At 60.8% G+C, this 24,996-nt stretch carries 24 protein-coding genes and 1 pseudogene; 21 read left to right on the top strand and 4 right to left on the bottom strand.

The annotated features are described in order from the left end of the window. Positions 1 to 4 precede the first annotated feature (4 nt). From GKE62_RS06185 to tnpA, 7 genes are all read left to right on the top strand, one after another. The gene (locus tag GKE62_RS06185) at positions 5 to 1,591 is read left to right on the top strand and encodes a class I adenylate-forming enzyme family protein (RefSeq protein ID WP_370516067.1); all 1,587 of its coding nucleotides are present in this window, start codon (positions 5 to 7) and stop codon (positions 1,589 to 1,591) included. A gap of 312 nt (positions 1,592 to 1,903) precedes the next feature. Continuing rightward, on the top strand, positions 1,904 to 2,782 hold the full coding sequence (locus tag GKE62_RS06180) for a DUF2889 domain-containing protein (protein ID WP_195908624.1): 879 nt from the start codon (positions 1,904 to 1,906) through the stop codon (positions 2,780 to 2,782). 99 nt (positions 2,783 to 2,881) lie between these two features. Then, the gene (locus GKE62_RS06175) at positions 2,882 to 4,123 is read left to right on the top strand and encodes a TonB-dependent receptor plug domain-containing protein (protein ID WP_154691477.1); all 1,242 of its coding nucleotides are present in this window, start codon (positions 2,882 to 2,884) and stop codon (positions 4,121 to 4,123) included. Then, on the top strand, positions 4,012 to 5,334 hold the full coding sequence (locus tag GKE62_RS06170; RefSeq protein WP_154691476.1) for a TonB-dependent receptor: 1,323 nt from the start codon (positions 4,012 to 4,014) through the stop codon (positions 5,332 to 5,334). The genes GKE62_RS06175 and GKE62_RS06170 overlap by 112 nt, the downstream gene beginning before the upstream one ends. A gap of 155 nt (positions 5,335 to 5,489) precedes the next feature. Then, the gene (locus GKE62_RS06165; RefSeq protein WP_154691475.1) at positions 5,490 to 6,935 is read left to right on the top strand and encodes an arylsulfatase; all 1,446 of its coding nucleotides are present in this window, start codon (positions 5,490 to 5,492) and stop codon (positions 6,933 to 6,935) included. Then, positions 6,932 to 7,702, top strand: coding sequence for a hypothetical protein (locus tag GKE62_RS06160; protein WP_195908623.1), 771 nt, complete (start codon positions 6,932 to 6,934; stop codon positions 7,700 to 7,702). Before GKE62_RS06165 ends, GKE62_RS06160 begins: the two co-directional genes overlap by 4 nt. Before the next feature lie 350 nt (positions 7,703 to 8,052). Continuing rightward, entirely contained in the window at positions 8,053 to 8,472 is a 420-nt protein-coding gene (gene tnpA / locus GKE62_RS06155) for an IS200/IS605 family transposase (RefSeq protein ID WP_154691473.1), read from the top strand. Positions 8,473 to 8,722: 250 nt separating this feature from the next. On the opposite strand, the gene GKE62_RS19390 is transcribed toward tnpA, so the two are convergent. Both GKE62_RS19390 and GKE62_RS19385 read right to left on the bottom strand, forming a co-directional pair. Beyond that, positions 8,723 to 9,139, bottom strand: a complete 417-nt coding sequence (locus GKE62_RS19390; protein WP_195908622.1) for an amidohydrolase family protein — start codon at positions 9,137 to 9,139, stop codon at positions 8,723 to 8,725. Next, positions 9,070 to 9,837, bottom strand: a complete 768-nt coding sequence (locus GKE62_RS19385) for an amidohydrolase family protein (RefSeq protein WP_154691472.1) — start codon at positions 9,835 to 9,837, stop codon at positions 9,070 to 9,072. The genes GKE62_RS19390 and GKE62_RS19385 overlap by 70 nt, the downstream gene beginning before the upstream one ends. A 119-nt stretch (positions 9,838 to 9,956) precedes the next feature. Here GKE62_RS19385 and GKE62_RS06140 point away from each other — a divergent pair, with 119 nt between their 5' ends. From GKE62_RS06140 to GKE62_RS06100, 11 genes and pseudogenes are all read left to right on the top strand, one after another. Beyond that, positions 9,957 to 10,652, top strand: a complete 696-nt coding sequence (locus GKE62_RS06140) for a FadR/GntR family transcriptional regulator (RefSeq protein ID WP_154691471.1) — start codon at positions 9,957 to 9,959, stop codon at positions 10,650 to 10,652. Then, a pseudogene (locus GKE62_RS18840) lies at positions 10,619 to 10,870 on the top strand (alpha/beta fold hydrolase); the annotation flags it as partial. The gene GKE62_RS06140 and the pseudogene GKE62_RS18840, both read left to right, overlap by 34 nt. 56 nt (positions 10,871 to 10,926) lie before the next feature. Beyond that, positions 10,927 to 11,868 (top strand): flavin reductase, encoded by a 942-nt coding sequence (locus tag GKE62_RS06135; RefSeq protein WP_230206955.1) that lies wholly within the window; start codon positions 10,927 to 10,929, stop codon positions 11,866 to 11,868. A gap of 69 nt (positions 11,869 to 11,937) precedes the next feature. Then, positions 11,938 to 13,155: a thiolase gene (locus tag GKE62_RS06130; protein WP_154691470.1), complete on the top strand. Its 1,218-nt coding sequence runs from the start codon at positions 11,938 to 11,940 to the stop codon at positions 13,153 to 13,155. Next, positions 13,155 to 13,592: a Zn-ribbon domain-containing OB-fold protein gene (locus GKE62_RS06125; protein ID WP_154691469.1), complete on the top strand. Its 438-nt coding sequence runs from the start codon at positions 13,155 to 13,157 to the stop codon at positions 13,590 to 13,592. The genes GKE62_RS06130 and GKE62_RS06125 overlap by 1 nt, the downstream gene beginning before the upstream one ends. Positions 13,593 to 13,595: 3 nt before the next feature. Next, positions 13,596 to 15,803 carry a CoA transferase gene (locus GKE62_RS06120; RefSeq protein WP_154691468.1) on the top strand — a complete coding sequence of 736 codons (2,208 nt, stop codon included), beginning with the start codon at positions 13,596 to 13,598 and terminating at the stop codon, positions 15,801 to 15,803. Continuing rightward, positions 15,803 to 17,362: a class I adenylate-forming enzyme family protein gene (locus GKE62_RS06115; RefSeq protein WP_154691467.1), complete on the top strand. Its 1,560-nt coding sequence runs from the start codon at positions 15,803 to 15,805 to the stop codon at positions 17,360 to 17,362. The genes GKE62_RS06120 and GKE62_RS06115 overlap by 1 nt, the downstream gene beginning before the upstream one ends. 90 nt (positions 17,363 to 17,452) lie before the next feature. Beyond that, the gene (locus tag GKE62_RS18835) at positions 17,453 to 17,989 is read left to right on the top strand and encodes an acyl-CoA dehydrogenase family protein (protein WP_230206954.1); all 537 of its coding nucleotides are present in this window, start codon (positions 17,453 to 17,455) and stop codon (positions 17,987 to 17,989) included. A 16-nt stretch (positions 17,990 to 18,005) separates the two neighbouring features. Then, on the top strand, positions 18,006 to 18,545 hold the full coding sequence (locus GKE62_RS18830; protein ID WP_230206953.1) for an acyl-CoA dehydrogenase family protein: 540 nt from the start codon (positions 18,006 to 18,008) through the stop codon (positions 18,543 to 18,545). Then, positions 18,542 to 19,747, top strand: coding sequence for an acyl-CoA dehydrogenase family protein (locus GKE62_RS06105; RefSeq protein ID WP_154691466.1), 1,206 nt, complete (start codon positions 18,542 to 18,544; stop codon positions 19,745 to 19,747). The genes GKE62_RS18830 and GKE62_RS06105 overlap by 4 nt, the downstream gene beginning before the upstream one ends. A 9-nt stretch (positions 19,748 to 19,756) precedes the next feature. After that, a complete protein-coding gene (locus GKE62_RS06100; protein ID WP_154691465.1) occupies positions 19,757 to 20,761 on the top strand; it encodes a nitronate monooxygenase family protein in 1,005 nt (334 codons plus the stop codon). 47 nt (positions 20,762 to 20,808) lie between these two features. Here the strand turns inward: GKE62_RS06100 and GKE62_RS06095 are convergent, their stop codons facing one another. Further along, positions 20,809 to 21,036, bottom strand: a complete 228-nt coding sequence (locus tag GKE62_RS06095; protein ID WP_154691464.1) for a dodecin — start codon at positions 21,034 to 21,036, stop codon at positions 20,809 to 20,811. A gap of 401 nt (positions 21,037 to 21,437) precedes the next feature. Between GKE62_RS06095 and GKE62_RS06090 the strand changes: the two genes are divergently transcribed. Genes GKE62_RS06090 through GKE62_RS06080 form a run of 3 tightly spaced genes read left to right on the top strand, consistent with a single transcriptional unit; the run spans position 21,438 to position 24,732 of the window. Beyond that, positions 21,438 to 22,412, top strand: coding sequence for an enoyl-CoA hydratase/isomerase family protein (locus GKE62_RS06090; protein WP_154691463.1), 975 nt, complete (start codon positions 21,438 to 21,440; stop codon positions 22,410 to 22,412). A gap of 20 nt (positions 22,413 to 22,432) precedes the next feature. Further along, complete coding sequence (locus GKE62_RS06085; RefSeq protein WP_195908621.1) at positions 22,433 to 23,350, top strand: CoA transferase; 918 nt, start codon at positions 22,433 to 22,435, stop codon at positions 23,348 to 23,350. After that, on the top strand, positions 23,347 to 24,732 hold the full coding sequence (locus GKE62_RS06080) for an amidohydrolase family protein (protein WP_154691461.1): 1,386 nt from the start codon (positions 23,347 to 23,349) through the stop codon (positions 24,730 to 24,732). Before GKE62_RS06085 ends, GKE62_RS06080 begins: the two co-directional genes overlap by 4 nt. Positions 24,733 to 24,780: 48 nt before the next feature. Here GKE62_RS06080 and GKE62_RS06075 read toward each other — a convergent pair whose 3' ends face one another. Then, the gene (locus GKE62_RS06075) at positions 24,781 to 24,984 is read right to left on the bottom strand and encodes a helix-turn-helix domain-containing protein (protein WP_154691460.1); all 204 of its coding nucleotides are present in this window, start codon (positions 24,982 to 24,984) and stop codon (positions 24,781 to 24,783) included. Positions 24,985 to 24,996: the final 12 nt, after the last annotated feature.

The following is a 24,996-nucleotide window of genomic DNA, read 5'->3' as shown; positions in this document are numbered from 1 at the left end:
TGGGATGCCTGAGAGGAAAGGCCGTATCGGCCACCGGCAATGTGATCGAAGCTGCCAGCGGGTTGGCGATCTGATGGCGGCGTTCACAGCGCAGCTGCGCGCGATCATGTCGCTCGACCCTTCGCGAGCGGAGATAGATTTTGGGGGCCGTGACTATACGTGGGGCGAGATCTCGCGAGTCGTCGAAGGCCTCGCATCCGTGCAAGATGCGCTAGGCTTGCCCGCCGATGCTCGCGTCGGCATCGCCTTGCGCAACCGGCCTGGTCATGTCGCTGCGATCCTCGCGGTCGTCGGGGGCGAATATTGCCTCGTCAGCCTTAATCCCGCCCTGCCAGACGAACGATTTGCAGAAGATATCGCCGCACTGGGGCTGCCGGTGGTGATCCTCGATGAGAGCGATGCGGCGCGTCCCGTAGTTGCGAGCGCGCTCGACCAGGCGGGCACCACCAGTATTATCATCGGGGCCCACTTGGAGGGGGTCCGCACCGTTCAAGCACGAACATCGCGCGCAGGCCCGATCCCGGTATCGCGCGGGGTAGCAATCGAGATGCTGACCAGCGGCACGACGGGCACACCGAAGCGTGTGCCGTTGACCCGCCAAGCTTTTGAAGCGAGCTTTGCAGCATTCACGTCATACGAGCGCAATCGCGACATCGCCGAGCCTCCTCGTCTCCGCTCAGGGGTCACGATGGTGGTCAACCCGCTTACCCATATCGGGGGAATCTACGGCTGCATCGGTGCCCTGGTAGCGGGCCGGAAAATTGCGCTACTCGAACGCTTCACAGTGGCGGCCTGGGTCGACGCCGTTCGCCGAAATCGTCCCAAGGTCGCTTCTGCGGTGCCATCTGCGTTGCGAATGCTGCTCGATGCCAATGTCGATCCCGCCGATCTGTCCAGTCTTTCGTCACTCGTCAGCGGAACTGCGCCGCTCGACCCTGCGCTGGTTGACACGTTTTACGAACGATTCGGGATCCCGGTTTGCGCGAACTATGGCGCGACCGAGTTCGCCGGAGCTGTTGCCGGATGGACCATCGATACCTTCCGCGAGTGTTGGGCGCAAAAGCGCGGCGCGGCGGGACGTCTTCACGCGAACGTTGGGGCGCGCACGGTGGATCCGGAAACCGGCAAGTCACTACCTCCCGGCGACGAAGGCCTGCTGGAGCTTCAGGGTGAACAGCTTGGACCGGGGTACGCGATCGGCGGAGAGCGCTGGCTGCGGACCAGCGACCGGGCCGTAATCGACGCTGACCGTTTCTTGTTCATTCGCGGACGCGCGGACAATGCAATCGTACGCGGTGGATTTAAGGTTCATCCCGAAGATGTGGCCGAAGCACTCAACGCGCATCCGTCGGTGCGCGAGGCGGCGGTGATTGGCGTGGCCGACGGTCGTCTTGGCGCCGTGCCGGTTGCTGCCGTGATTCCCCGCGACTCGGCCAATCCGCCGATTGAAGCCGAATTGCGTCAATGGCTCCGGACGCGCCTATTGCCGTACCAGGTGCCGGTGCGGTTTCGCATTGTCGATGACTTCCCGCGAACCGCGTCGATGAAACCATCTGCTCAGGGACTGCAGATGCTCTTTGCGAAAACATGAGGAACGCATGAAAATGTCGTCTCATCTCCGTTGGTTAGTTTTTGGGGGTCATAGTGTGCAGCAAGCGAAGCTTCGCCACGGGCCCGCACGGCAGTCCACTGCGTTTGGCGGAATGGCTTTGACGCTGCGCCCTGATCTGCAGCCAAAGCGCCCAATCGGTTTCGGGGCGGAGGTCGGTAGATGAGTGTGCCTCCCCAGTTCGATTGGGCGCGCCGCTCCGCCGGGCCCGCCCCACTCCGCCGCCCCGGCTCGGTGCGGCGCACGACATCGATTGATTCGCACTGGCCTGACGGACGGGGCCAGCCATGGACAATGACCGGACGCGCGCGGGATTTGCTGACGACCTCGCACGGCGCGGCCGTAGAGCTTGCGAATGCTAGCTTCAGCATCACGGCATCGACTCGCCGTGAGATTCTGGAAATCGTCGTCGATCCGCCGCATCCCCGCAGCGCTGAGATGGTCGGGGTCCGCGCTGGCGGCGCCAGTCGCGAGGCGCTCAAGGCGACCATGGGTGACTTGCGTGGCACCCCGCAATTCCAGTTATTGGACGATTTTGCCGGGGCCAGCCTCGTTGCCGGATGGATTTGGTCCGAATGGGTCGAGAACTGGCAAGCCGACTTAGGCACGGGCAGCAAACAGCCGGTTGCAGGCCGCACCGGGGCAATGGAAAACATCTGCACCGGGTTTGCCACTGGCGCAAGTTCGCTTGGCGAAGACGGCCAGGTCGTGCACGGCAGCCAGAGCCGGACGGAGGTCGGTCCACTTGAGAACCCCGACGACCCACAAGGCTGGCATGAGTTGGCGACCCAATTTGGCCCGCAAATGCGGCGTGCCCGACGGATCGATCTTTTCCGTGACGGGGTCTTGCTACGCGCTGATATCGGCTTCCAGGATAGTGGAAGCAGCCCGAGCGGCACTCGCACCGCCATTCATGAATATCGCGTGCATGCGGAAATTGATCCAAACACGATGACGTTAGCGTCCATCCAGGCTCTACCGTTGATTCTGCCCTTTCGCGAATGCCCCGGCGCGTCAATCAAAGTCGGGCGGCTGGTCGGCCAGCCCCTCGGAGAGTTCCGCGACAGCGTGCTTAACACGTTGCCCGGCACTATGGGATGTACCCATCTCAACGACGTCCTTCGCGCGTTGGCCGACGTGCCGACTCTCTCTGAAAAAATCCTTATCACGTAGTTTGCAGAAAAACTCAAAAACGGCTTGTGCATCCTAGACCACCTAGTTATACAACTCGGAGCGGAAGCGCGCATATGCTTCCCGGGAGGAGAGCCTGTCATGCGCAAGATCGTCACGCCTATTTCCGTATTCCTGCTGAGCGGGGTTGCTGCCATTGGGATCGCCGCACCAGCATGCGCCCAGGCGGCTCCAGCCGATGAAACGGCAACGGAAAGCACCGAAGGAGGGCTATCGGAGATCATCGTCCAGGCCCGCAAGGTTGACGAGAACCTTCAGGAAGTTCCGGTTGCAGTGACCGTGTTGTCGGGCGAGGAACTCGACAAGAAGTCTGTCATCCGCGTTCAGGACATTGCCGCGTTCACCCCGGGGATGTACATGCGGTCCGGTGCGAATAGCCCTGCGGGCATCCTGGTATCCTTGCGCGGCCAAGCGCAGAATGACACCCTCATAACGCTCGATCCTTCGGTCGGGACCTATGTCGACGGAGTTTACTGGGCACGTGCGTACGGTCTGAATGCCAACCTTTTGGACATCAATTCCGTCCAGGTCCTTAAAGGGCCACAGGGCACACTGTTTGGCCGCAACACCACGGGTGGCGCAATCCTGATCAATTCCAATGATCCCCAACTGGGCAAATTTAGCGGCAAACTATCCACGAGTTACGGGCGCTTCAACGAGTACGAGCCGACGGCCGTGGTCAATATTCCGCTTGGTGAGAAAATTGCGATCCGTTTAGCCGGAAAGCGGTTCTCCCGTGACGGATATACCACTAACAGCGTTCCTGCTACTGCCGCCAGCATCGTTCCCCTCGGCACCGCGGTCGTGGAGCGGCAGCCCCGCACGGGCAATCTCAATGGTATCAAGGCGGATGACCGCGATCGTTGGCAGGCGCGCGCCAAGGTTCTAGTACAGGCTACCGATAATTTCAGCGTATTACTCTCTGGAGAATATTTTAAGCTAGATGAGGTTGCGCCGAGCCGCAATCTGGCTTATGTTACTGGTTCGTTTAGTGGCGCCAATTCGACGTATAATACGGCGAACACGGCGGCTCGTTTTGCTGGTTTGGCGAATGGCGCGTCCGCAGTCACGGCGCCTGCAGTCGGTCTCGGCATTCTCAACACTGAGATCGCCCGTCTGGCTAACGGTGGGCGTATTACCGCGAACAACGAAGTGCCTTACGTCTATGCCAAGACGCAAACCTACAACGCGACCGGCAGGCTTGACACCGGCTGGGGGAAGCAAAGCTTATCCTCAGCTACCGTAAGATCGATTCCTTCTCGGGTATCGACCTCGAAGGGACCGCCCTTCCGATTCACTTCACTGAGAGCCAGCAGTCAGTGAAGCAACAATCGGCCGAACTTCAGTTCACCGGAAAAGCCCTCGACAATGCGCTCGACTTCGCAGTTGGCGCCTTTGCCTTTCATGAAAGCGGCTTCGAACAATCTTTTTCCATCACGGCGCCCACGCTTAATCCGCAAACCAGTCACGTTTGGGGCAGCATCGATAACGATAGCATCGGGATGTACACGCAAGCGACGTACCACATCACTGACGAACTCGCGTTCACGGGTGGGGGTCGATATTCGGTCGACGACAAAGGGCTCGAAAGCCGAAATAATAATTTTAATCGGATCACCAGCGCGACAGCTTGCTCTGTTATCGCGGGCGTACCAGTCGTGATCGGGCCCGAAATCGTAGCCGCGCCTCAATGTGCAATAAAGCGCCGAGATAACTTCTCCGGCTGGTCATACACTGCCGGACTGGATTACAAGCCGTCCGAAGATATTTTGCTCTATGTCAAGACGGCCAAGGGTTTCCGCTCGGGCGGACAAAATCTGCGCGCCCCGTCCGCGGCCTTCCTCATTCCGTTCCAGCCTGAGACAGCTTACTCTTATGAGGTTGGTTTCAAAGGTGAATTTCTGGATCGGCGCCTGCGTGTGAATCTGGCTGCTTACACCTCAGACGTGAAAAACATTCAACGTTCGACGCTGATCCCCGCCCCGGGCGGCGTCGGCGGTGCTGCAACGGTTCTGGGAAATGCAGGTAAAGCGCGATTCCGTGGAGCCGAAGCCGAAATCACCGCTTTGGTTGCTGAGGGTCTGACACTTTCGGTCTCTGGTTCCTTAATCGATCCGAAGTATGTAAAGTATGCTGACCTTACCGGCGATCGTTCATTCGAGCGGTTCAGCGCAGTGATCAAGAAGCAGTTTGCACTTGGGGCGGACTACAGTCGACCGGTCGGAGATGACGCCGAGATTAACCTCCATGCCGATTACGCGTGGCGCGGCAAGGTTCCTCTGGATACGTACAATTACGCTCCAAATCCGGAGAATGGTGCGATTGTCGCCGCAACGACAGGGCCATCGCTGGGGCTACTCAACGCGCGCGTCTCGGTCGAATTCCTCGATCGGTTCGAGATCGGGCTGTTCGGCCGCAATCTGACCAATGAACGTGAATTCGTCCAGAACCAGCTTGTGGCGCCGGTTGGGTACATATCTGCCACCTACAACGAGCCGCGCACCTACGGCGTGACCGCCTCCGTCAAGTTTTAGGCCAAGCGGATGCGAAGGCCCTGAAACGCAACGTTGTGGACAGGAAGGGAGGAGCTTCAGGGTTCCTCCCCCTAACTTCCGGTGGTGTCCGAAGGCTGAACGGGTGACAAGCGTCGGAATCGAGCGAAGTTGCTTGGCGCGCTAGGCGGAGGAGAGTGGATTCGGTGCTTAAAATTGCCGGCAAACGCGGCGTCGCGGACGCTCCCATAGTAGGTCTCGGCAGGAATGTCCGATTGAGCGCCGTCGTCTTCGCCGTCGTGCTTACCAGTCTCTCAACAATGGGAGTAGCTCAGCAAATATTGCCTCAGCCGGAAACCCCGTTTGCCGGCGTAGTCAAGACGCTGGCTGCGGATTCAATTCAGGACTTCCCACGACCGCCCGCGGCGCCAAAGGACGCGCCCAATGTTCTCATTATCCTGCTCGACGATGTTGGCTATGGTCAGATGGGTACCTTCGGGTCGCCCATTGCCACACCGGTTCTCGATGGCCTCGCCAAGGACGGTCTTCGCTACACAGCATTCAATACCACCGCAATTTGCTCGCCCACTCGCGCGGCGCTGCTTTCGGGTCGCAACCATCACAACGCGGGTTTCGGGATCATCGAGAATTTTTCAGCTGGGTTCCCGGGCTATAACAACGTCTGGCCGAAGTCGGTCGCCAGCATCGGACAGATCCTCAAGGGCAATGGCTATGCGACGGCGTGGATCGGCAAAAACCATAATACGCCCGACGCGGAAAGTGGGCCCACGGGACCATTCGATCGCTGGCCCGGCGGACTGGGCTTCGAATATTTTTATGGTTTCAATGGCGGCGAGATGGACCAATGGCGCCCGAGTCTTTACGAGAACAACCGTCCAATCGAAGTGTCGGCAGACAAGAAGGGTGACCACTTAACGGCGCTGTTGATCGACAAGTCGATCGCATGGCTGCGCGGTGAGCGTAGCGTTACGCCCGACAAGCCATTCCTGATGTATCTCGCTCCGGGCGCAACGCATGCGCCTCATCAGGTGGCGAAGGAGTGGGCTGAGAAGTTTAAGGGAAAGTTCGACACTGGCTGGGATGAGTATCGCGTGGAGACTTTCCGTCGCCAAAAGAAGCTGGGCGTATTGCCCGCAAATGCCCGGCTGACTTCCCGTCCGGAAGAGATCCCTTCTTGGACTTCACTGACGGCGGACCAAAGGCAGCTTTATTCGCGGATGATGGAGAATTACGCGGGTTTTACAGCCCAGACGGACTACGAAATCGGCCGACTGATCGACGAACTGAAGCGGACTGGCGTCTACGACAATACGCTGATATTCTACATCGCCGGCGACAATGGGGCCAGCTCTGAAGGGGGCCTCAACGGATCATTGAACAGCATGGCGTTTGGGAACAAGCTGTCCGAAACGGTACCAGACATGCTATCGAGGCTTGGGGGGCTCGGATCGGAAGAAACCCATCCGATGCTACCGGCAGGCTGGGCCTGGGCTTCGGATACACCCTACCGCTGGACCAAGACCGTCGCGTCCCATTTTGGCGGCATCCGCAACGGTATGGTTGTCACCTGGCCCAAGCACATAGCCGACAGGGGGGGGTGCGCGACCAGTTCCATCACGTGAACGACATCGTGCCGACCATTCTGGATGTTATCGGCGTTCCTGCACCGATCCGAGTCGATGGGGTAGATCAGAAGCCGATGGACGGCATCAGTATGGCCTACACATTTGAAAGACTCCCCCGAGGCGCCCCAACTCACAAACACACTCAGTACTTCGAGATTATGGGCCATCGCGGTGTCTTTCACGATGGATGGTTTGCTTCAAGCCGGGACGGTATTCCTTGGCACAAAGCGCCGGGTGCAGACTTCGACAAGTTGCCGTGGGAGCTCTACGATCTGTCGGCGGACCCGACACAAGCCAATGACCTGGCCGCCAAGAACCCTGCCAAGCTCGATGAGATGAAGGCGTTGTGGTGGTCCGAAGCCAAGCGCAACAACGTGCTGCCGCTCGACAACCGCTTTATCGAGCGGCTTTTTAATCCGGAGCGGCCCAGCCCAACGGCGGGCAAGACCCATTTTACCTATTATCCAGGCGTCACTCGCGTCAGCAACGGAAGCGCGCCCGATATCAAGAACAAGAGCTTCGCAATCAGTGCCGATGTCATTGTGAGCGAAAATGCGGAAGGAGTTTTGGTTACGCAAGGCGGCCGTTTCGCGGGCTGGAGTTTCTTTCTTGATAAAGGAAGGCCTACTTTCGGCTATAATCTGGCGGGCCAAGTCATTTATCGCATTCAATCAACGAGTGCCATCGCCTCGGGCAAGCATCGCCTTTCGGTCGAATTCGTTTACGACGGAGGTGGCATGGGCAAGGGGGCGAGATCACGCTGAGGGACAGCGGGACTGTTATTGGTCGTGGGCGGATCGATAGGACCTTGCCCCTGACGTTTGAATCTACCGAGGGACTGGACATTGGCGAAGACGATGGTACCGCCGCTGTTCCAGATTATCGCGATCGCATGCCTTTCAAATTCAACGGGGCGATTGGCCAGGTCAATTTTACTTTGGGTAAGTGATCCTGAAGTTCGGAGCGTGCAGATTTAGTGTCTCACGCGCGGAGAAAACCCCCCGACTTCAGTCGGGTGCTGGCTTCAGCCTTCGACTCGCCTGATAGCCAGTATCCTCGGGAAAGTGAGACCGCCTGTAGGGCGTGAAGTCTCACTTTCCCGAGGATACTGGCTATGGAGCATTCGACCGGCAGTCACACGAAATTCCACCACCGCTACCATATCGTCTGGTCGCCCAAGTACCGGTACAAGGTGCTGCATGGCGACGTTCGGCTCCGGGTGCGTGAGATTATCCGGCAGTTCTGCGCCGAATTGGGAGTGACCATCGTCAAGGGCGCGCTGTCGCGCGATCACGTCCACCTGTTCGTCGAGATACCACCACACGTTGTCGTCAGTGACTTTGTGCGTCGCGCCAAGGGCCGCTCCTCACGCAAGATCCAGCAGGAGTTCGACCACATCCGCAAACGATACTGGGGACAGCGCTTCTGGCAACGGGGCTACTTCTCGACAACCTCGGGAAACATCACCGATGACGTGATCGAAAATTACCTCAACCAGCATGCCGCCAAGGACGGCTTCAGCCTCTCCACATGATCCTACCGGCGTCAGCCGGTATGTCATTCAGTCGCACGGCTTGATATGCCACTGCCACTGCCGGTGCCTCGAGCGAGAAATGTTAGCTCGTTGGGAGGTCGAGAACGCGCGCCACTCCACCATTGCTTGCTTGGCAGCCATGTTCGAGGCGGACGCCCTAATCCGTCCGCTCGAACCGCGGAAACACCGCAGTATCCGGATGCGCCTTCGATCGGCGCAGGTCTGCCACGCGCTGCATGCGCGTAGCTCCCTACGCCGCCAGCTTTTCACTGGTTGCGACGGTTGGCGCAATCCGGAATAGGCGCGCGGCGTTCAGCCCCAGAATGTCACGTCGGACCTGCTCGGAAACGGTAATACCCTCGAACAGTTCTTCCTGAACGCGACGGCTGATCGGGAAAGTTCCCTCCGCATGGGGATAGTCCGATCCCCACATCACATTCCTTGCACCCGGAAGTCCGGCAGAAGCGGCGATGATGCAGGCGCGATCGTGCTGGAAGCTCGCCCAGACCTGGTCGTCGATAATCTGGCTGGGACGGCGCGAGAGCTTGGGTCTGACGAAATTGGAATGCGCGACCTCGACCTCGTCCATCCGCTCGGCTAGCGCCACCAGCCAAGAAGCGCCGCTTTCGATGAACGCGACTTTGGCTCCGCGATTGCGTTCAAGCACCCCCCCGAAACCAGGTACATAGCGCTGATCTGAGCGTCCATTGCCTGATTGGTGTAGTTGATTATTGCTGCGCCCGGGCCGCGCTCGACCACCACCGTGGCAAGCCCCGTGCCGGTGTGCAGCACGAAAACCAGCCCCTTCGTGGCGGCGCGTGCAAAGATCGGATCCCAAACCTCGTCGTTGTATTTGGGCAGTCCGGCCGGGGTGGTCGCGGGCAACATTGCCGCGGTGAAGCCTTTGCTCGCCAGGTAATCGATCTCGGCAAGAGTATTGGAGAAGTCGAGCACCGGCAGCATGCCACAGCGTACGAAACGGTCGGGATAGGTGCCTAAGAATCGGTCGTTCCAATCGTTGTAGAGCCGCGCCGAGGCCGCCTCCGCCTCAGGGTCGTCAAGGCAGTAGAGCCACAGGCCCAAGCTTGGAAAGCAGATCTCGGCATCCACGCCTTCGAGTTCCATGTCCTCGAGTCGGCCCGGGATTTCGCGAATGCCTTTGCGCTGGACGTCGCCGAGGTCCTTCTCGCGGTGCTGGCCCACGCGCAGGCGGTGGATGACCTTGTCCTTAGTCCCGGTGATCAGGAACTCACCCTCCTTGCGGCTGTAAATAGCGTGGTCCTTCAAGCTCGCGGGGAGTCCTTCGAGAAAGATATCGGCCGGCTCCATGATGTGGCTATCGGCGCTGAAAACGAAGGATTTCATTGTGCCTCTCCTGCTTTTTTGGCGTCAGTGGTCGCCGCGAGTCGCTAATTAGATATCTGTTAATGGGCCACGCGGCAACATAATCTTGACATATGGGCTAAAGAGATATCTATAAGCCTATGACCACTGCACCCCCTACTCGCGTTGATCGCACCGCCCGCCAGCTTGCCGAACTGAGCCTCGAAGGTGAGGACGGCCGCTACCTCGGGAGCGAGGACGATCTGCTGAAACGCTTTGGAGTGAGCCGCCCGACCCTGCGCCAGGCGGCGAAGATGGTCGCGAACGACCGCCTGATCAGCGTCCGTCGCGGACAGCGCGGCGGGCTATACTCCGATCGTCCCGACGCGACCGATTCGGTCCGGGCGGTCGCGCGGTACCTCCGGCTCAACGGGGCGACCTTGCATGACCTTTTTGTGGTCAATAGCTTGATCGCAGAGCAGGCCGGGGCCTTGGCCGCCCGTTGCACCGATCCTGGACTTCGCCTCGAACTGGCTGAGTTCGCGAAGACCATTCCTGACGCCGAAACCCCGGGGGACACAGTCAGGGCGGAAAATGATCTTGTCGCGCTTCTCACCCGAATGACCGGCAATCCTGCAATCGAACTCGTGATGGCGATCGGCCACACTTTCGGAATGGAGGAGGAGCGGATCCGCTTCTTTGGCGCGTCGGAAGATCGACGCAAAGCTCGCGAACTCCAGGCAGCGATCTGCAAGGCAGTGCTCGAAGGTGACGAGGATATAGCGCGTCTGCTGATGCGTCGCCGATCGGCATTGCTGGAGGAATGGTTTGTCCAGGCGGGAGTGGCGGAACGATGACCATTGTGCAATTTACGGGGTTTGCCGGGGTCAGCCTCGAGGCTGAAATCCTAGGTGATGCCCGCGATCCCGGGGTCTTGCTTGTCCACGGCGCTGGACAAACTCGAGCAGTCTGGAGCGACATTGCCAGCGCGTTGGTGGATGCGGGACGGCGAGCAATATTGCTCGACTTACGGGGGCACGGGGGAAGCGAATGGCCCGCCGACGGCCGCTACGACCTGAGCGCCCACGCGGCGGATCTTCGCGCCGTGCTAGCCCAGCTCGGGGGCGACCCGTGGTTGTCGCGGCCTCGCTGGGCGCGTGGATCGCGGCGGTCGCGCTCGAGGGCGACGCTGCGCTGCTGGCGGCGGCGCTGGTCCTTGTGGACATGCCCGCCCGCAGCGATCCCGAGGCCTCGGAACGGCTCCGCGCGCGCCTGCAAGATCTGGCAGATCAAGCCGATCCCAAGTGGGATTCTCGAGCGGTTGCCGGCTTCCCTCTCAACCTCGTGGCCGATCGCCTTCTCGAAGTCGCTCCAAAGCTGAATGTGACGACATTATTCGTCCGCGGCGGCATGGCGCGGCTCGACCGCAGCGAGGACGCCGACGCCTTCGTTGCGCAACTGCCTGATGCGGAGCGGCTCGACGTTGAGGATGCGGGTCATCTCGTGGTGGGCGACCGTACCGAGGCCTTCAATGCGATACTGCTCGCCTTCCTCGAACGCAAGCAACCCAGGGACGAGATCGAGTTCCGGGCCGGTTCGGATGCGCGGACCTTGCGCGATGCGCTCGGTTGCTTTGCCACCGGAGTGACGGTCGTTACCGCGCATGGAGCCGACGGCGCGCCAATCGGACTTACTGCCAACAGTTTCACATCGGTCTCACTGGATCCGCCGCTTCTGCTGGTGTGCATAGCCAACGGCGCGGGCAGTGCTCAGGCACTTCGTGAGGTCGAGTCCTTCGCGGTCAACGTTCTCCAAATCGGGCAGCAACCGGTCTCCAACCTGTTTGCTGGCAAAGGCCAGGACCGATTTGCCGGGACCGACTGGAGCCACGGTGAGTCAGGAGTGCCGGTGCTCTCGGGCTCACTGAGCTCGTTTGAGTGCCGTCGCGCCGCCGTTCACGAGGCGGGCGACCACTTCATCCTCGTCGGCGAGGTCACGTGCGCTCATTTTGAGCCGCGGCGCGATCCGTTGCTTTATTTTCGCGGGAAATATCGGCGGTTGCATTTCGCTTAGGTACGACACTCCTCTTGCCAAGGGATGTAACACCTAGTTATATATGTATGGGCAGCAGAGGAGTGCCGAGTGGCTTGGTCGAACCAGGACAAATGTGCGATCGTGGGCGTGGGCGCGACGGACTACTACGTACGGGGCAAGAGTTGGCCGCGCACGATCAATGACATGGCCGGCGAGGCGATCATCAACGCCTGCGCTGACGCCGGGATCACCGTCAAGGACATCGATGGGTTCTCCTACTATTCGACTGCGGGCGCGGGCTATCTGGACAAGTTCGACACCGCCTCGCTGATGGAGACGTTAGGCATGCCCCATGTCTCGTTCTCCGCGACGCTGACCAGCGGCGGCGGTGGCTGCCCAGGCGCGATCGGTCTGGCGACCGCGGGGCTCGTCAACGAGGATTGCAAGTATGCGGTCACCGTAATGGCGCTCCAGCAGTTGCCCCAGCACCGGCTTGGCGTGGTTTTCGGCTCGGCGGCGCCGAATCCTGAAAACAGTTTCCTCCAGCCTTCGGGACTGGTCGGTCCGGGCCACCTTATGAGCGTGCTCGCGCGGCGTCACATGCACCTTTACGGAACCACCCAGGATGCGTTCGGCGAAGTTGTGATGGCTACCCGCGCCAACACCCACAACCGGCCCAAGGCGGTGCGCAAAGCCCCGCTGTCCAAGGAAGAATACGACGCTTCGGTCATGCTCGCCGATCCGCTGCGGCGGCTCGACTTCTGCCTTGAAACAGATGGCGCGGTGGCGGTGATCACCACCACGATGGACCGTGCCAAGGATTGCCGCCACAAGCCGGCAGTGGTCCACGCCTGCGCCCATGGCGGCCAGCGCGAATGGGGCCGGGCATTTGCCTGGATGGGAATGCCCGATCCGCATTTCGCCAGTTCGGGCCACAAGTTCACCGCCGATCGGGTCTGGGCGCAATCGGGGCTGACCGCCAGGGACATCGACGTTGCGCTGATCTACGATCACTTCAGCCCGATGGTGCTGTTGCAGCTCGAGGATTACGGGTTCTGCGCGAAAGGCGAAGGCAATGACTACGTTCTCGCGGGTAAGCTGCGCTACGATCCCGCAACCGGCAAAGGCGTCAACGGTGGCACACCGGTGAACACCCACGGCGGCAACCTAAACGAAGCCTACATCATCGGAATGACCCACATCGTCGAGGGGGTCGAGCAGGTCCGGGGCACCGCGATCAACCAGGTCAAAGATGCTGATTTTGCACTGGTCTCCGGCGGTCCAGCGTCGCTTCCGGTATCAAGCCTTATCCTGAGGAGCGCATGATGGCTGACGTCATATATGGCCCTGCGCGCCTGCTCCCGGGCGAGCAGATTGCAATAACCACTAATCCCGACACCGAACCCTTTTGGGAGGCCGCCAAGGACGGTCGCCTGACCGCGTGTCAGTGCGCGGCGTGCGGAGCGTTCCGTATGCCGCCGACCGCTTTCTGCCCCGAATGCCTCAGCCGCGAGAAGGAATGGCCGACACTACCCGGCACAGCGACCGTTTTCAGCTTTGCGATCTGCAACAAGAACCCAAAAGATGGCGAGGACTACATCTACGTTCCAATCGTGGTCGATCTCCATGGCGCGCCGGGAGCGCGGTTGAACGCCAACGTTACCGGTTGCGCGGCGGAGGACGTACATATTGGCATGAATGTCGCGGTCGAGTGGACGCCGATCAATGACGGCTGGGTGCTGCCCAACTTCCGCAAGGTCTAATTGATGCTGCGGGGTTTGCGCATCGTCGAGATCGGTGAAGGTATGGCCGTTCACGTCGCCGGACTATTGCTGAGCGCCTTGGGCGCCGAAGTTCTGAAAGTAGAGCGCGCTGGGGGTGACCCAGCGCGGGGAACGGCACCGTTTGCGAACTGGAATCGCGGTAAGCGCAGCATCGTACTTAATCTCGACGCCGCAGAAAGTCGCACCGAGCTTGATCGGAGACTTGCCGCTGCCGACGTGTTGCTACATCAGTTCACGCCCAGGCGGGCAGCGGCGCGCCAGCTTGACGACTCTAGCCTGGCGAGACGATTTCCGCGACTTGTCACATGCGCGATCACTGGTTCCCCTCCCGGCCACGTTGATGTGGAACGCTCCGCCGATGAGTTGCTGGTCGCAGCTCGGCTCGGAGTTTTATACGAGAACGACGGCCATCGTTCTGGCCCAATCGTCTACCGCTACCGCCAAGGCGGGTGGTCGGCGGCACATTTGGCCGCTGCAGGAATTCTCGCGCGTTTGGTACTGCGGCTTGCAACCGGCCGCGGAGGCCCGACGCATACCTCGATCTGTCAAGGCTTCCTCGCAACGCTGCCGCTGGTATGGGCGCGGAATTCCGCGGGGCCGATGCCCAATCCACAGCCCTACCCGTTGGCCGCGCGGCCGATGCGTAACCAGCTTTACCAGTGTGCCGGCGGTGACTGGTTGCAAATCATGGACCCGTCGCAGCAGTTTGATTTCGGTTCGCTGCCAACGATGTGGGAAGTGCTCGCCGAAGGATTCGAGATCGACTCGAGTGAAGGATTGGTGGAGGCTTTCCGTCGTCGTCCGCTAGAATCGTGGCTCGCCGATTTAAGGGCCGCCGATATTGCCGCTGAGCCGGCTTATCCGATGGGCGAAGTCCTGCGTCATCCTGAAGCCCACGTAAATGGTTATGCCGTGGAGGTCGATGATGCTGAGCTGGGCGCCACGATTCAGCCTAACGTTCCCATCCACGTCGATGGCGCGATCCTTCCCGCTCCCCGCGCGCCGACGTTGGGCGAAGGAGGTGATGTCGATTGGCTATTAGATCCGTTAAAGGTCGCGCCAGGTAGTGAGCGACCCGTCGAGGTCCTCGAAGGTGCACGCATTCTTGACCTAGGCATGTTCCTGGCAGGCCCGATGGGAACGTCGATGATGGGCGACATGGGCGCGAATGTCATCAAGGTGGAGGCGCTGACGGGCGACCGGATTCGCTTTATGCATCGCTATTATCAGGCTGCGGCCCGATCGAAGCGAAGCTTGGCGCTCGACCTGACCAAGCCAGAAGCGCAGCCCATCCTTGAGCGGCTCATCCGGTGGGCCGAGGTCGTCCACCACAATATGCGCTTCAAGGGCGCGGCCAAGCTCGGCCTGACCGAAGACAACATCAGACGTATCAATCCGGCCGTCTCATTCAATTATTCTAGTGCCTATGGCCAAATGGGGGAGCGCGGAAACTGGCCGGGCTATGACTCAATTTTTAACGCCATTGCCGGTTGGGAGTTTGAGAATGCAGGCAAGGGCAACCCGCCAGTGTTTAACCGCCCCGGGACGATGGATGTCTGCACCGCGCAAAGCGCGCTGGTCGCAATGATGGCTTCGCTGTACGCTAGCCGTTCTGAAGGCAGGGCGTATGCTACCCAGACGTCACTACTTGGGGTGGCTGCATTCACCCAAGGTGAACGCCTGATCGGCACCGACGGTGCGCTTAGCGAGACCTATCACTTGACGGCCGACCAAACCGGCTTCTCGCCCTACCACCGCATTTTCGAATGCGATGCGGGCAAATGGATTGCCGTAGCGGCGGTGAATGAAAAGCAACGGGCCGGTATGCGTTCGGTCCTTGGTTCGGACGAAGATGACTTCGCAACAAAGGCCCGTGCGAAAGCGGCACCTGAACTACTCGCGGAGTTGGAGTGGGCTGGGGTGCCTTGCGACATGGTAAAATTTCGTGATGCGATGAACCGCTTCTTCGACGATCCAGCGAATCATACCTTGAATCTCGTCTCGAAACTCAAGCAGCCGCTCTACGGGATTGTCGAACAGCCAGGCGCATTCTGGAACTTTGGCGACCTGGCGGTCGCCTTCCGCCGCGCTTGTCCTGCGATCGGCGAACACACAAACGAAATCATGCGAGAGATCGGCTATTCTGACGTCGAAATCGCGGCGTACCGAGAAGCCAAGATCATCGCCTGATGACCGCCGGAGCATCAACGCTGGATAAGCTTTACCAGCGGGCCGCTGCCTCCAGCCCCGACCGGCGTCTTGTGGTCGTTTCAAAAGTCCGTCCTGCAGATCTCTCACTAGGAGAGATTTATCGGCGGGGGGAATTAGTGGGATCGGCGCTCCACCGCCTGGGTGTGGAGCCTGGAGACATTGTCGCGGTGCAGCTGCCAGCCTGGTCGGAATGGCTTGTTGCAGCCGTCGCGATTGCGCGCTGCGGTGCTATTCTGCTTCCCGTGGTGTCGACCTACCGTGCGAAGGAACTCGGCTTCATCCTGCGCCAGTCCAAGGCAAAAGTTCTCATCACCCCCGACCGCTTCCGAAAAGCAGACTTCGTGCGCATCCTGGCGGATTGCGGATCCTTGCCAACGCTCCAGCACCATATCGTAATCGGGGAAGCTCCATCTGAAGCTTTGTCCTGGAGTGTGTTTGAGCAGCCCTGCGAACCGGTTCCTAAAATGACAGTCGATCCCGAGACCATGGCGATGCTGGTCTACACCTCCGGCACCACGGCCGATCCCAAGGGGGTGCGCCATTCGCATCGCTCCTTGCTGGCCGAGATCGTGGCGACGAATTGGGAGCGTCGCGAGCTGGAAGTCGAACGCGTTTTCTCGCCATGGCCGCCGGGCCATGTTGCCGGGGCAATCACGTTAATGCGGTTCCTGGCAGGGCAAACAGAGCTTGTGCTTACCGACCAGTGGGATCCCGCGATTGCGGCCGAACTTGTCGAACGCTTCGCGATCAACTCGGCTTCATTCACCCCCTTCCATCTACAGGGGATTCTCGATGCTGCCGACCGTGACAGTCGCGACCTGTCGAGCCTCGTCAATTGTCTGGTCGGGGCCGCTCCTGTCCCGACCGGCCTCATTGCGCGGGCAGAGGCTCGCGGTTTGCGCCCATACCGCAGCTATGGATCCAGCGAGCATCCAACGGTCACTGCGGGGAATCCGCACGATCCAATTGCGAAGCGGCTGGGAAGCGAAGGCCGCCCGACCTGCGGATGCGAAATCACTTTCGTCGACGAGGCAGGGCGCCAGCTGCCCGAGGGCGAGGAAGGCGAATTGGTCACGCGTGGTCCGGAGCTATTCCAAGGGTACCTCGACCCCGCCCTCGACGCCCAGGCGTTTCTACCCGACCGTTGGTTCCGCACCGGGGATATCGGCCGCCGCGACGCGGAAGGCTATCTCGTTATTACCGACCGCATAAAGGACGTGATCATCCGGGGCGGCGAGAACATCTCCTCGCGCGAGGTAGAGGACGTGCTATTCACGCATCCGAACATCACCGAGTCCGCTGTTGTCGCGGCCCCCGACGAGCGTCTGGGAGAAATCGTCTGCGCCTTCGTCGTTACCGGTTTCGGCCCGCAACCGACGATTGCGTCGGTGCGCTCCTATTTCTCCTCCGTTGGCGCGGCGCCCGGCAAGGCGCCCGAGCGACTGGAGATCGTCTCCGAATTGCCCCGCAACGCAATCGGTAAAGTCCTCAAGCAAGAGTTGCGACGGCGGGCTCGTAGCCTGGCACACGCCAAATGACTTCTCGAACAACCCCACCCCCCCGGCGCGGTCACGCCTTGACCTTATATTACCTAGTTATATAGGTAAGGTCCGGAAGGAGGGTTTGAAGTGTCAATTTTGTTAAACGATGAGCAGCAAGCGATCTTGACCGAATCGGCCCGGGTCCTCGCGTCGCGGTCTGACCTTCCGCGCCTGCTCGATCTCGTCGAGACTACTGGGGAATGGGACAGGGGGTTCTGGCTCACTGCTGTCGAGCAGGAGTGGTCGGCAATCGGTATTCCCGAAGCCCAAGGTGGAGTAGGATTGGGGCTCATGGAGCTCGGACTCGTGGCTCAAACATGCGGCGTCGATACTGCCGGCGCCCCGTTTCTGACGTCCTGCTATGCAGCTGCAGTGGCGTTACTGGGTTGTGACGACGACGAGAGCAAATCCATCTGGTTGCCCCGGCTCGCCGATGGATCCGCGATCGCTGCAATTGCTTTCGCAGAGGGCCAGCAACCCCTCGCGATTCGACCGACGACAGCAGTCTCCGCAGCCAGGGTGAGCGGCGCAAAAGAGGGCGTCCCTGGGGGCTGGCCGCCGACTTGGTGCTGGTCTGGGCCGTTGCCGGGGATGAGCCGTGTCTTGGCCTCGTCGAGGGGGTGACGCCGTACGCACGCCGGTGGCCGGCTTCGACAATGCGCGGCTTCACACCGATCTCGCTTTTGCGCAGGCCCCCATCAGGATCATCGCCACAGGCGGACGCGCATTTGCGCTGGCGCGCGATGTGCTTGCCCGGATGGCCGTAGTTACCGCGTTCGAGCAAGTGGGTGGGGCAGAGTCGCTGATGCGTGCAGCGCGCGACTATGCACTGAACCGGAAGGCCTTCGGCCAGCCAATCGGAGCATTTCAATCCGTCAAGCATCGCATCGCCGAACTTTACGGCCTGATCGAGATCGCCCGGGCCAATGCAATTCATGCTGCAGCCCGCGTAGGAAAATCCGACTTCGTGGAGGCTGCGGCCTGTGCCCGGATTTCGGCGACGGAGGCGTATGACACTGCCGCGCGCGACTGCATCCAGATCCATGGCGGGATCGGAGTTACATGGGAGCTAGGGCTCCATCTCCACATGCGCAGGGCGCGCAGCCTCGCTATCGAGCAGGGGAACATGCTGTACTGGGAGGATTTTCTCGCCGACCAACTCACGGGCGTTGCAGCATGAGTGGCGTTGAAGAATTTCGTTTGCGGTCAATCGCGTGGCTTGATTCGGTCGCTGCAACCTTCGGCTCGGAAGCGCGACACGAGCTCTCGCCTAGCGGCGACCTGGCCCTCGGTCGGCGCTATATGGCGGCCAAATACGAGGCGGGCTTCTCAGGTATTAACTGGCCGGTCGAATTTGGCGGGCAGGGCCTGTCCCCACTGCACAAGATCACTTTCGACACCGAGGAAATGCGGTACCGGATGCCGACGGGATATTTTAGCGTCTCGATTGGAATGCCGGTGCCGGTTCTCATCCGCTTCGGTCAGGACCGTGAATGGGTAAAGCAACGGGTGATAAGGGCACTCCGTGGCGAAGAAATCTGGTGTCAACTTTTCTCCGAGCCCGCCGCTGGCTCTGACCTTGCCGGCTTGCGCACCCGGGCCGAGCCCGACGGTAACGGCTGGAAGCTAAACGGGCAGAAGCTGTGGACCAGTTGGGCGCAGTATAGCGACTTCGGCGTGATCGTCGCCCGCACCGATATCAGCGCCTTCAAACACAAAGGGCTCACCTATTACTGGGTCGATATGAAAGCGCCGGGAGTGCAGGTTCGCCCGATTAAGCTTGCGGGCGGCGACAGCCACGTGAACGAGGTGTTCTTCGACGACGTCAAACTGACCGATGCGCAGCGGATCAGCCCTGTCGGCGGAGGCTTTGCCGTCGCAATGGCAACGCTGATGATCGAGCGGTACGCGGCCACTGACAGCGCGGGGTCCGGACCGCATCTCGACCTGTTTATTGAGCTGGCGCGCCAGCTCCAGATCAACGGAAAGCCCGCGCTGCAGGATGGCCGTGTCCGCTCGGCCATCTCGCGCAACTATGCGATGCGCCGCGGGCTTGATGCGATCACTGCACGGGCCATGAAAATGATGGAGGCGGGGATGGAGCCGGGTCCGGAAGGGGCGCTCAACAAGTTATTTTCGGTGCGCAGCAGGCAAAGACTTTCTGAGCTTGCCATCGACCTTCAGGGCAACACTGCGTTTGCGTTTGACCCTCACTCGTTCGTCAAGGAGGACTGGACGGCTAGCTGGCTCAACGCTCCCACCGGACGTATCGCCGGCGGGGCGGATGAAATGCTGCTAAACACTATTGCCGAACGGATACTCGGTCTTCCGCAGGATTATCGACCCGACAAGGGCGTGCCGTTCAACGAGATTCCCGCCTAGGAGACGACCATGCCCTTCAAAACCCGTATTACCGAACTGCTCGGAATCGAGCATCCGATCGTTCAGGGTGGGATGCAGGGCGTGGGCGTGGCCGAACTGGCGAGCGCCGTTTCGAATGCAGGCGGCCTTGGCATTCTGACTGGAATTACCCAGCCGACGCCACAAGCGCTGCGCGACGAGATCGAGCGCTGCCGCAGCATGACCCCCAAGCCGTTCGGAGTGAATCTGACCGTCTTCCCGACGATTAATTCGCCTGACTACAAGGCTTACGCACAGGCGATCATCGACAGCGGGGTGAAGGTCGTCGAGACCGCCGGAACCCCGGCGGTGCGTGAAATCTGGGAGATGCTGAAGCCCCACGGCATCGTCATCCTCCACAAATGCACCGCAGTGCGACACGCGCTTTCTGCGGAAAAGGCCGGCTGCGACGTGATTTCCATCGATGGTTTCGAATGCGCCGGCCATCCCGGCGAGGACGACATTCCCGGGCTGATCCTCATTCCGGCCGCAGCGGACAAAGTGAAAATCCCTATGCTCGCCAGCGGAGGCTTTGGCGACGGCCGCGGGCTGATCGCCGCCCTGGCTCTCGGCGCAGACGGTATCAATATGGGCACCCGCTTCTGCGCGACGCAAGAGGCCAAAATCCATCCCAGCGTCAAGCAAGCGTACATCGACAACGACGAGCGCGGTACTTACCTGATCTTCCGTAACTTCAAGAACACCGCGCGGGTCGGCAAGAGCGAAGTCTCGACGGAGGTGGTTCGCCGGCTCAGCGCGCCCGATGCGAAGTTCAAGGATGTCCAGGAACTGGTCGCGGGCACCGCTGGGCGCGAACTGCTCAAAACCGGCGACTTATCCAAGGGGGTGTTCTGGGCGGGCATGATCCAGGGCCTGATCCACGACATTCCGACGGTGCAGAACCTGATAGACCGGATCGTCGGCGAGGCGGAAGATATCGTCAATGGCCGCCTGCAAGGCATGCTCGGGGTAAGGGTTCCGGCAGTCGCTGCTTGACGACAGTCCATCACCTGCAATTTTAAGGGGATAGATCGCCCGAAGCCTCAAAGTGACTCACTCGCCACTCCCTCGAGCGTGAAACCAAGCTTCATGGTCACTTGGTAACGGTCAATGCGTCCATCGACGACGTGGCCACGTGTCTCTAAAACTTCAAACCAGCCGATTTTGCGTAGGCTCTGGGCGGCGCGAGTAATCCCGGTCTGAATCGCGTCTTCGATGCTCGATCCCGACGTGCCAACGATTTCAACGATTTTATAGACGTGCTGATCCATCTCATTCTCCCTTGGGCGGTATCCGTGATAAAGTCGGTTCTATCACAGCTGACTGGATTTTCCGATCAAGCACCAAGCAAGTTTTTTGCAATCGTCAGTCGCGACGATTCCGCAACCGAGAGCATGCAGCTATTTCAGCGTTACCAGTGCATCTCGTACGTGACGCGACCGAAAATCAGCCCAGGTCCGCCCCAACGAAGAGGCAATGGCGCTGGTTCACCCGATCGGCCAACAGGACCCAGATCGGCACCGCGCTTAAAGACCTCTCGACCACACCCGCGGCGCTCTGAACCAGTCACGAGAGGCGCGTCGCGCGAGCCGCCCCTAACGAACATCATCGAGCACAGGAGTCGATACAAGGCGGAGCTTGCCTGAGCGATCGCACCGGTTGATGGTGCACTATGGCTCACGACGGTTTGCTCGACAGTTCGTTTTCCCCCTTGCTCGGCGAACCACTGCTTTTGTGTAATGCCGATGCGTTGCCGGCGCCAAAGCCGCGCGCAGCCATCGTGATCGCGGTGGATCGTGGTGGTGCCGTGCCCGAGATCGATCCTAGTCAGTGCGACGTGCTAATCACGACACGTATGGAAGCCCCGTTGCCCTGGGTGAGCATACCGATGGCCCGGTTGAACTCGCAGCTCAAGCAGGCCAGGGAGAACATCGGTCGATCTCCAGTTGCCGCCACGGTACTGACGCAAGTGCTGCGTTTAAGCGAAAATCTGTCCTTCGAAGACGCGCTCGCGGTAGAATCGTTTGCCTATTCAGCGTTGCTTGGAGGCGGGGAATTCCAGGATTGGCGGAAGTCGAAGTGTTCTTTGATAAAACCGGCCGGCGGATCCGTGCACTACGACCGCATAGATGACAGCGTAACGCTGGTGCTCGCTAGCCCGTCGACCCGCAATGCCATGAGCGCCGCAATGCGCGACGCGCTCTACGAAGCCCTAGCCAATGTGGTCGAAGATCCGAGCCAACCCACCCTTTCCTTGCGCGGTGAGGGTCGTTGTTTTTCCAGTGGAGGCGATATTGCCGAGTTCGGTTCCGCCAGCGATCTTGCTGCGGCGCACGTCGTTCGCACTTCGCGCAGCTGCGCTGCATTGTTGCATCGACTTAAGGACCGTGTCGAAGTGCGGATCCACGGAGCCTGCATCGGCTCCGGTATCGAGATGGCTGCGGCCTGCGCCAGGATATTTGCCGCGCCTAATACATTTGTTCACCTTCCTGAACTGAAGATGGGCCTCATTCCCGGCGCCGGTGGGACCGTGACGCTGCCACGCCGCATCGGCCGCCACCGCACTGCTTGGCTCGCGCTGTCCGGGTTGCGCATTGGTGCAACGCAGGGCCGCGCTTGGGGTCTGCTCGACATGATAATGAAATGATCGTGAAATTGAGCGAGTGCGTGCGCGAGCGGCTCGCTTTGCTGCCGATTGCGGTAACACCAGACCGCCTGTTTACCCGCGATGTGCTCGGGGGGCTGCAGGACCCTGGCAAGGTTTCGGCAAATGGCTCTTGTCGGATCATGCGCGCAGGAGATGGATGGGTCGCACTCAACCTCGCTAGGTCAGACGATGTTGATCTTATTCCCGCACTGACAGCGGACCTTGGCGATGACTGGCCGACGATCGAGCGCTTTGCTGCGGCGCGCACTACCGACGATTTCGTTACGGCGGCAGCCGAACTCCAACTCCCGGCTTCTAGGCTCGCCGAGGCCAGGCCTATCCGGCTCGCACAGGGCGGCCCGGGGCGCCCGATCCGGGTGCTTGATCTTTCCGCGCTGTGGGCCGGGCCCTTGTGCGCCGGTCTGCTTGCCAAAGCCGGCGCTATCGTTGTGCGGATCCAAAATCTCGCCCGACCCGACCCGGTGGCGCTGAATTCGCCCGGACTCGACGGTTGGCTGAACGCAGGGAAAACGTCGCTAGCGCTCGACCTGCGGACGCTCGATGGACGTGCAAGACTTCTCAGAGAGATTGGGGACGCCGACGTCCTGGTCACGAGCGCACGCGCGAATGCACTGGCTCGGCTGGGCGTTACGTCAGCGCTTTTCGATCATAATCTCCGATTGATCTGGGTGGCGATCACCGCTCATGGTTGGAGTAGCGATCGGGTCGGCTTCGGTGACGATTGTGCATTCGCTGGTGGTTTGGTGGGCCGGGAAGGTGGAGAGCCCCGCTTTATGGGTGACGCGCTCGCCGATCCGCTCACCGGGCTGGAGGCCGCGCTGACCGCGCTTGAGTCGCTCCGAACGGGGCAGTTCGGTCGCCTCGACATCCCGCTGGCGGGCGTAGCTGCGACTTACGCGCGGGCCATGGCCGGATGACTCTAGCGATCTGCAAGGTCCGGTTATGGAGCGGGGAGCTCGTCGATCTGACGTTAGCCAAGGGCCAGATTAGTAGCATCGGCACAGCGGACGTCGGACTTGAGAAATTTGACGCCGGCGGAGCGACGGTACTTCCTGGGCTGCACGATCACCACCTCCACATCCTGGCCACGGCGGCGCGCGCGGGCTCAGTCGACTTGTCGGCGCAGAGGGATGTTGCGGGCATCGAGACAGCGCTTGCCGCCGCTACAGGCACCGAGCTTCGGGCGGTCGCCTATGATGAGCGCGTCGCCGGACTGCCCGACCGAATCATGCTCGACTGCTGGAGTGGTAACCGGCCACTGCGACTGCAGGACCGGACCGGGGCCTTATGGGTGCTCAACTCAGCAGCGCTGGCCTTGCTTCCCTGGGAGCTGCCCCCTGGCGCGGAGCGAGACAACGAGGGACGACCGACCGGGCGGTTCTGGCGTGAGGATTACTGGCTGGGAAAGCATTGGCCGCGCTTGTTGCCCGATCTTTCCCGGTTGGGCGCCGAGCTTGCCGCTTTGGGGTTGACGGGCCTCACTGACGCGGGCGCGCATAATGGCCCGACGGAAGCGGCAACTCTGGCCGACGCGATGCCGCAACGTCTAGTGTTGATGGGCGACGAAAGTTTGCCCGAGGATGGGCGCTATCTGCGTGGACCGCTCAAGCTGCTGATCGATGAGCGCGATCCCCCCGACCCGACGACGCTGGCTGCACGGATCGCTGCTGGGCGCGAACAGGGACGTGCTATCGCGGCACATTGCACAACTGCGGCGGAACTCGCACTCTACTTCGCGGCGCTGAACGAGGCGGGCGGGGCGCGTCGCGGCGACCGGATAGAGCATGGCGGGATGATTTCAGATGCCGCTTTAGGGGTCATATCAGCGAGCCCGCTGACCGTCGTCACCAACCCCGGTTTCATCCACGACCGCGGCGATCGCTATCACGCGACAGTTCCTGAAGGCGAATGGGCCGAACTATATCGCGCCTTGAGTATCACAAGGGCCGGGGTTCCATTGGCTGCCGGCTCCGACGCACCATACAGCTCAGTCGATCCGTGGCTCGGAATGCGGGCGGCTCGCGACCGCCGAACGATGGACGGACACATCCTGTCTCCGCGTGAGCGCCTGCCGGCAATGGCGGCGCTGCGCTTGTATATGGGCCATCCGCTCGATCCGGGTGGGGCGCCACGACGCTTGGCAATAGGTGAGCCAGCTGACCTCATTATCTGCGAAGGGACATTCGCCGACGTTCTCGCCGACCTAACCGCTGAGCGAGTCGCCGCAACTGTGATTGGCGGGCAACTCATCTTCCGTCGCGGACTGCAGGAAATCCGTGTCACCCGTCAAAGCCTCTGAACCGACCGCCCCTGACGGAGCCGAGCGAGCCCAAAGCGCACCCGCCTTTCAATCCAGCAACCGTCCCGCTGACACCCCCAACGGCCCAGCCAGCTTCTCCACCACGGTCACCGTGGGGTTGCGCTTCCCTCGCTCGATATCGCTGACGTAGGTGCGGTGGATCCCGGCGCGGTCGGCGTAGTCCTCCTGGCTCCAGCCTTTCTCCTCGCGGAGACGACGTACATTTCGGCCGAGGCGCTGACGGATGTCCACGGCCGGGCAACA

The organism is Novosphingobium sp. Gsoil 351 (assembly GCF_009707465.1).
In the GTDB taxonomy this organism is placed as follows: domain Bacteria; phylum Pseudomonadota; class Alphaproteobacteria; order Sphingomonadales; family Sphingomonadaceae; genus Novosphingobium.
Note: the sequence above shows the minus strand (reverse complement) of the source record. Positions and strands in the feature narration are given on the sequence as shown.

Excerpts from the sequence above, each read along its gene's own strand:
- GKE62_RS06095 (WP_154691464.1), bottom strand. The coding sequence starts at position 21,036 with ATGGATCAGCACGTCTATAAAATCGTTGAAATCGTTGGCACGTCGGGA.
- tnpA (WP_154691473.1), top strand. The coding sequence starts at position 8,053 with ATGGAGCATTCGACCGGCAGTCACACGAAATTCCACCACCGCTACCAT.
- GKE62_RS06140 (WP_154691471.1), top strand. The coding sequence starts at position 9,957 with ATGACCACTGCACCCCCTACTCGCGTTGATCGCACCGCCCGCCAGCTT.
- GKE62_RS06180 (WP_195908624.1), top strand. The coding sequence starts at position 1,904 with ATGACCGGACGCGCGCGGGATTTGCTGACGACCTCGCACGGCGCGGCC.
- GKE62_RS19385 (WP_154691472.1), bottom strand. The coding sequence starts at position 9,837 with ATGAAATCCTTCGTTTTCAGCGCCGATAGCCACATCATGGAGCCGGCC.
- GKE62_RS06090 (WP_154691463.1), top strand. The coding sequence starts at position 21,438 with ATGGCTCACGACGGTTTGCTCGACAGTTCGTTTTCCCCCTTGCTCGGC.
- GKE62_RS06125 (WP_154691469.1), top strand. The coding sequence starts at position 13,155 with ATGGCTGACGTCATATATGGCCCTGCGCGCCTGCTCCCGGGCGAGCAG.
- GKE62_RS06120 (WP_154691468.1), top strand. The coding sequence starts at position 13,596 with ATGCTGCGGGGTTTGCGCATCGTCGAGATCGGTGAAGGTATGGCCGTT.
- GKE62_RS06185 (WP_370516067.1), top strand. The coding sequence starts at position 5 with ATGCCTGAGAGGAAAGGCCGTATCGGCCACCGGCAATGTGATCGAAGC.
- GKE62_RS06175 (WP_154691477.1), top strand. The coding sequence starts at position 2,882 with ATGCGCAAGATCGTCACGCCTATTTCCGTATTCCTGCTGAGCGGGGTT.
- GKE62_RS06100 (WP_154691465.1), top strand. The coding sequence starts at position 19,757 with ATGCCCTTCAAAACCCGTATTACCGAACTGCTCGGAATCGAGCATCCG.
- GKE62_RS06115 (WP_154691467.1), top strand. The coding sequence starts at position 15,803 with ATGACCGCCGGAGCATCAACGCTGGATAAGCTTTACCAGCGGGCCGCT.
- GKE62_RS06105 (WP_154691466.1), top strand. The coding sequence starts at position 18,542 with ATGAGTGGCGTTGAAGAATTTCGTTTGCGGTCAATCGCGTGGCTTGAT.
- GKE62_RS06080 (WP_154691461.1), top strand. The coding sequence starts at position 23,347 with ATGACTCTAGCGATCTGCAAGGTCCGGTTATGGAGCGGGGAGCTCGTC.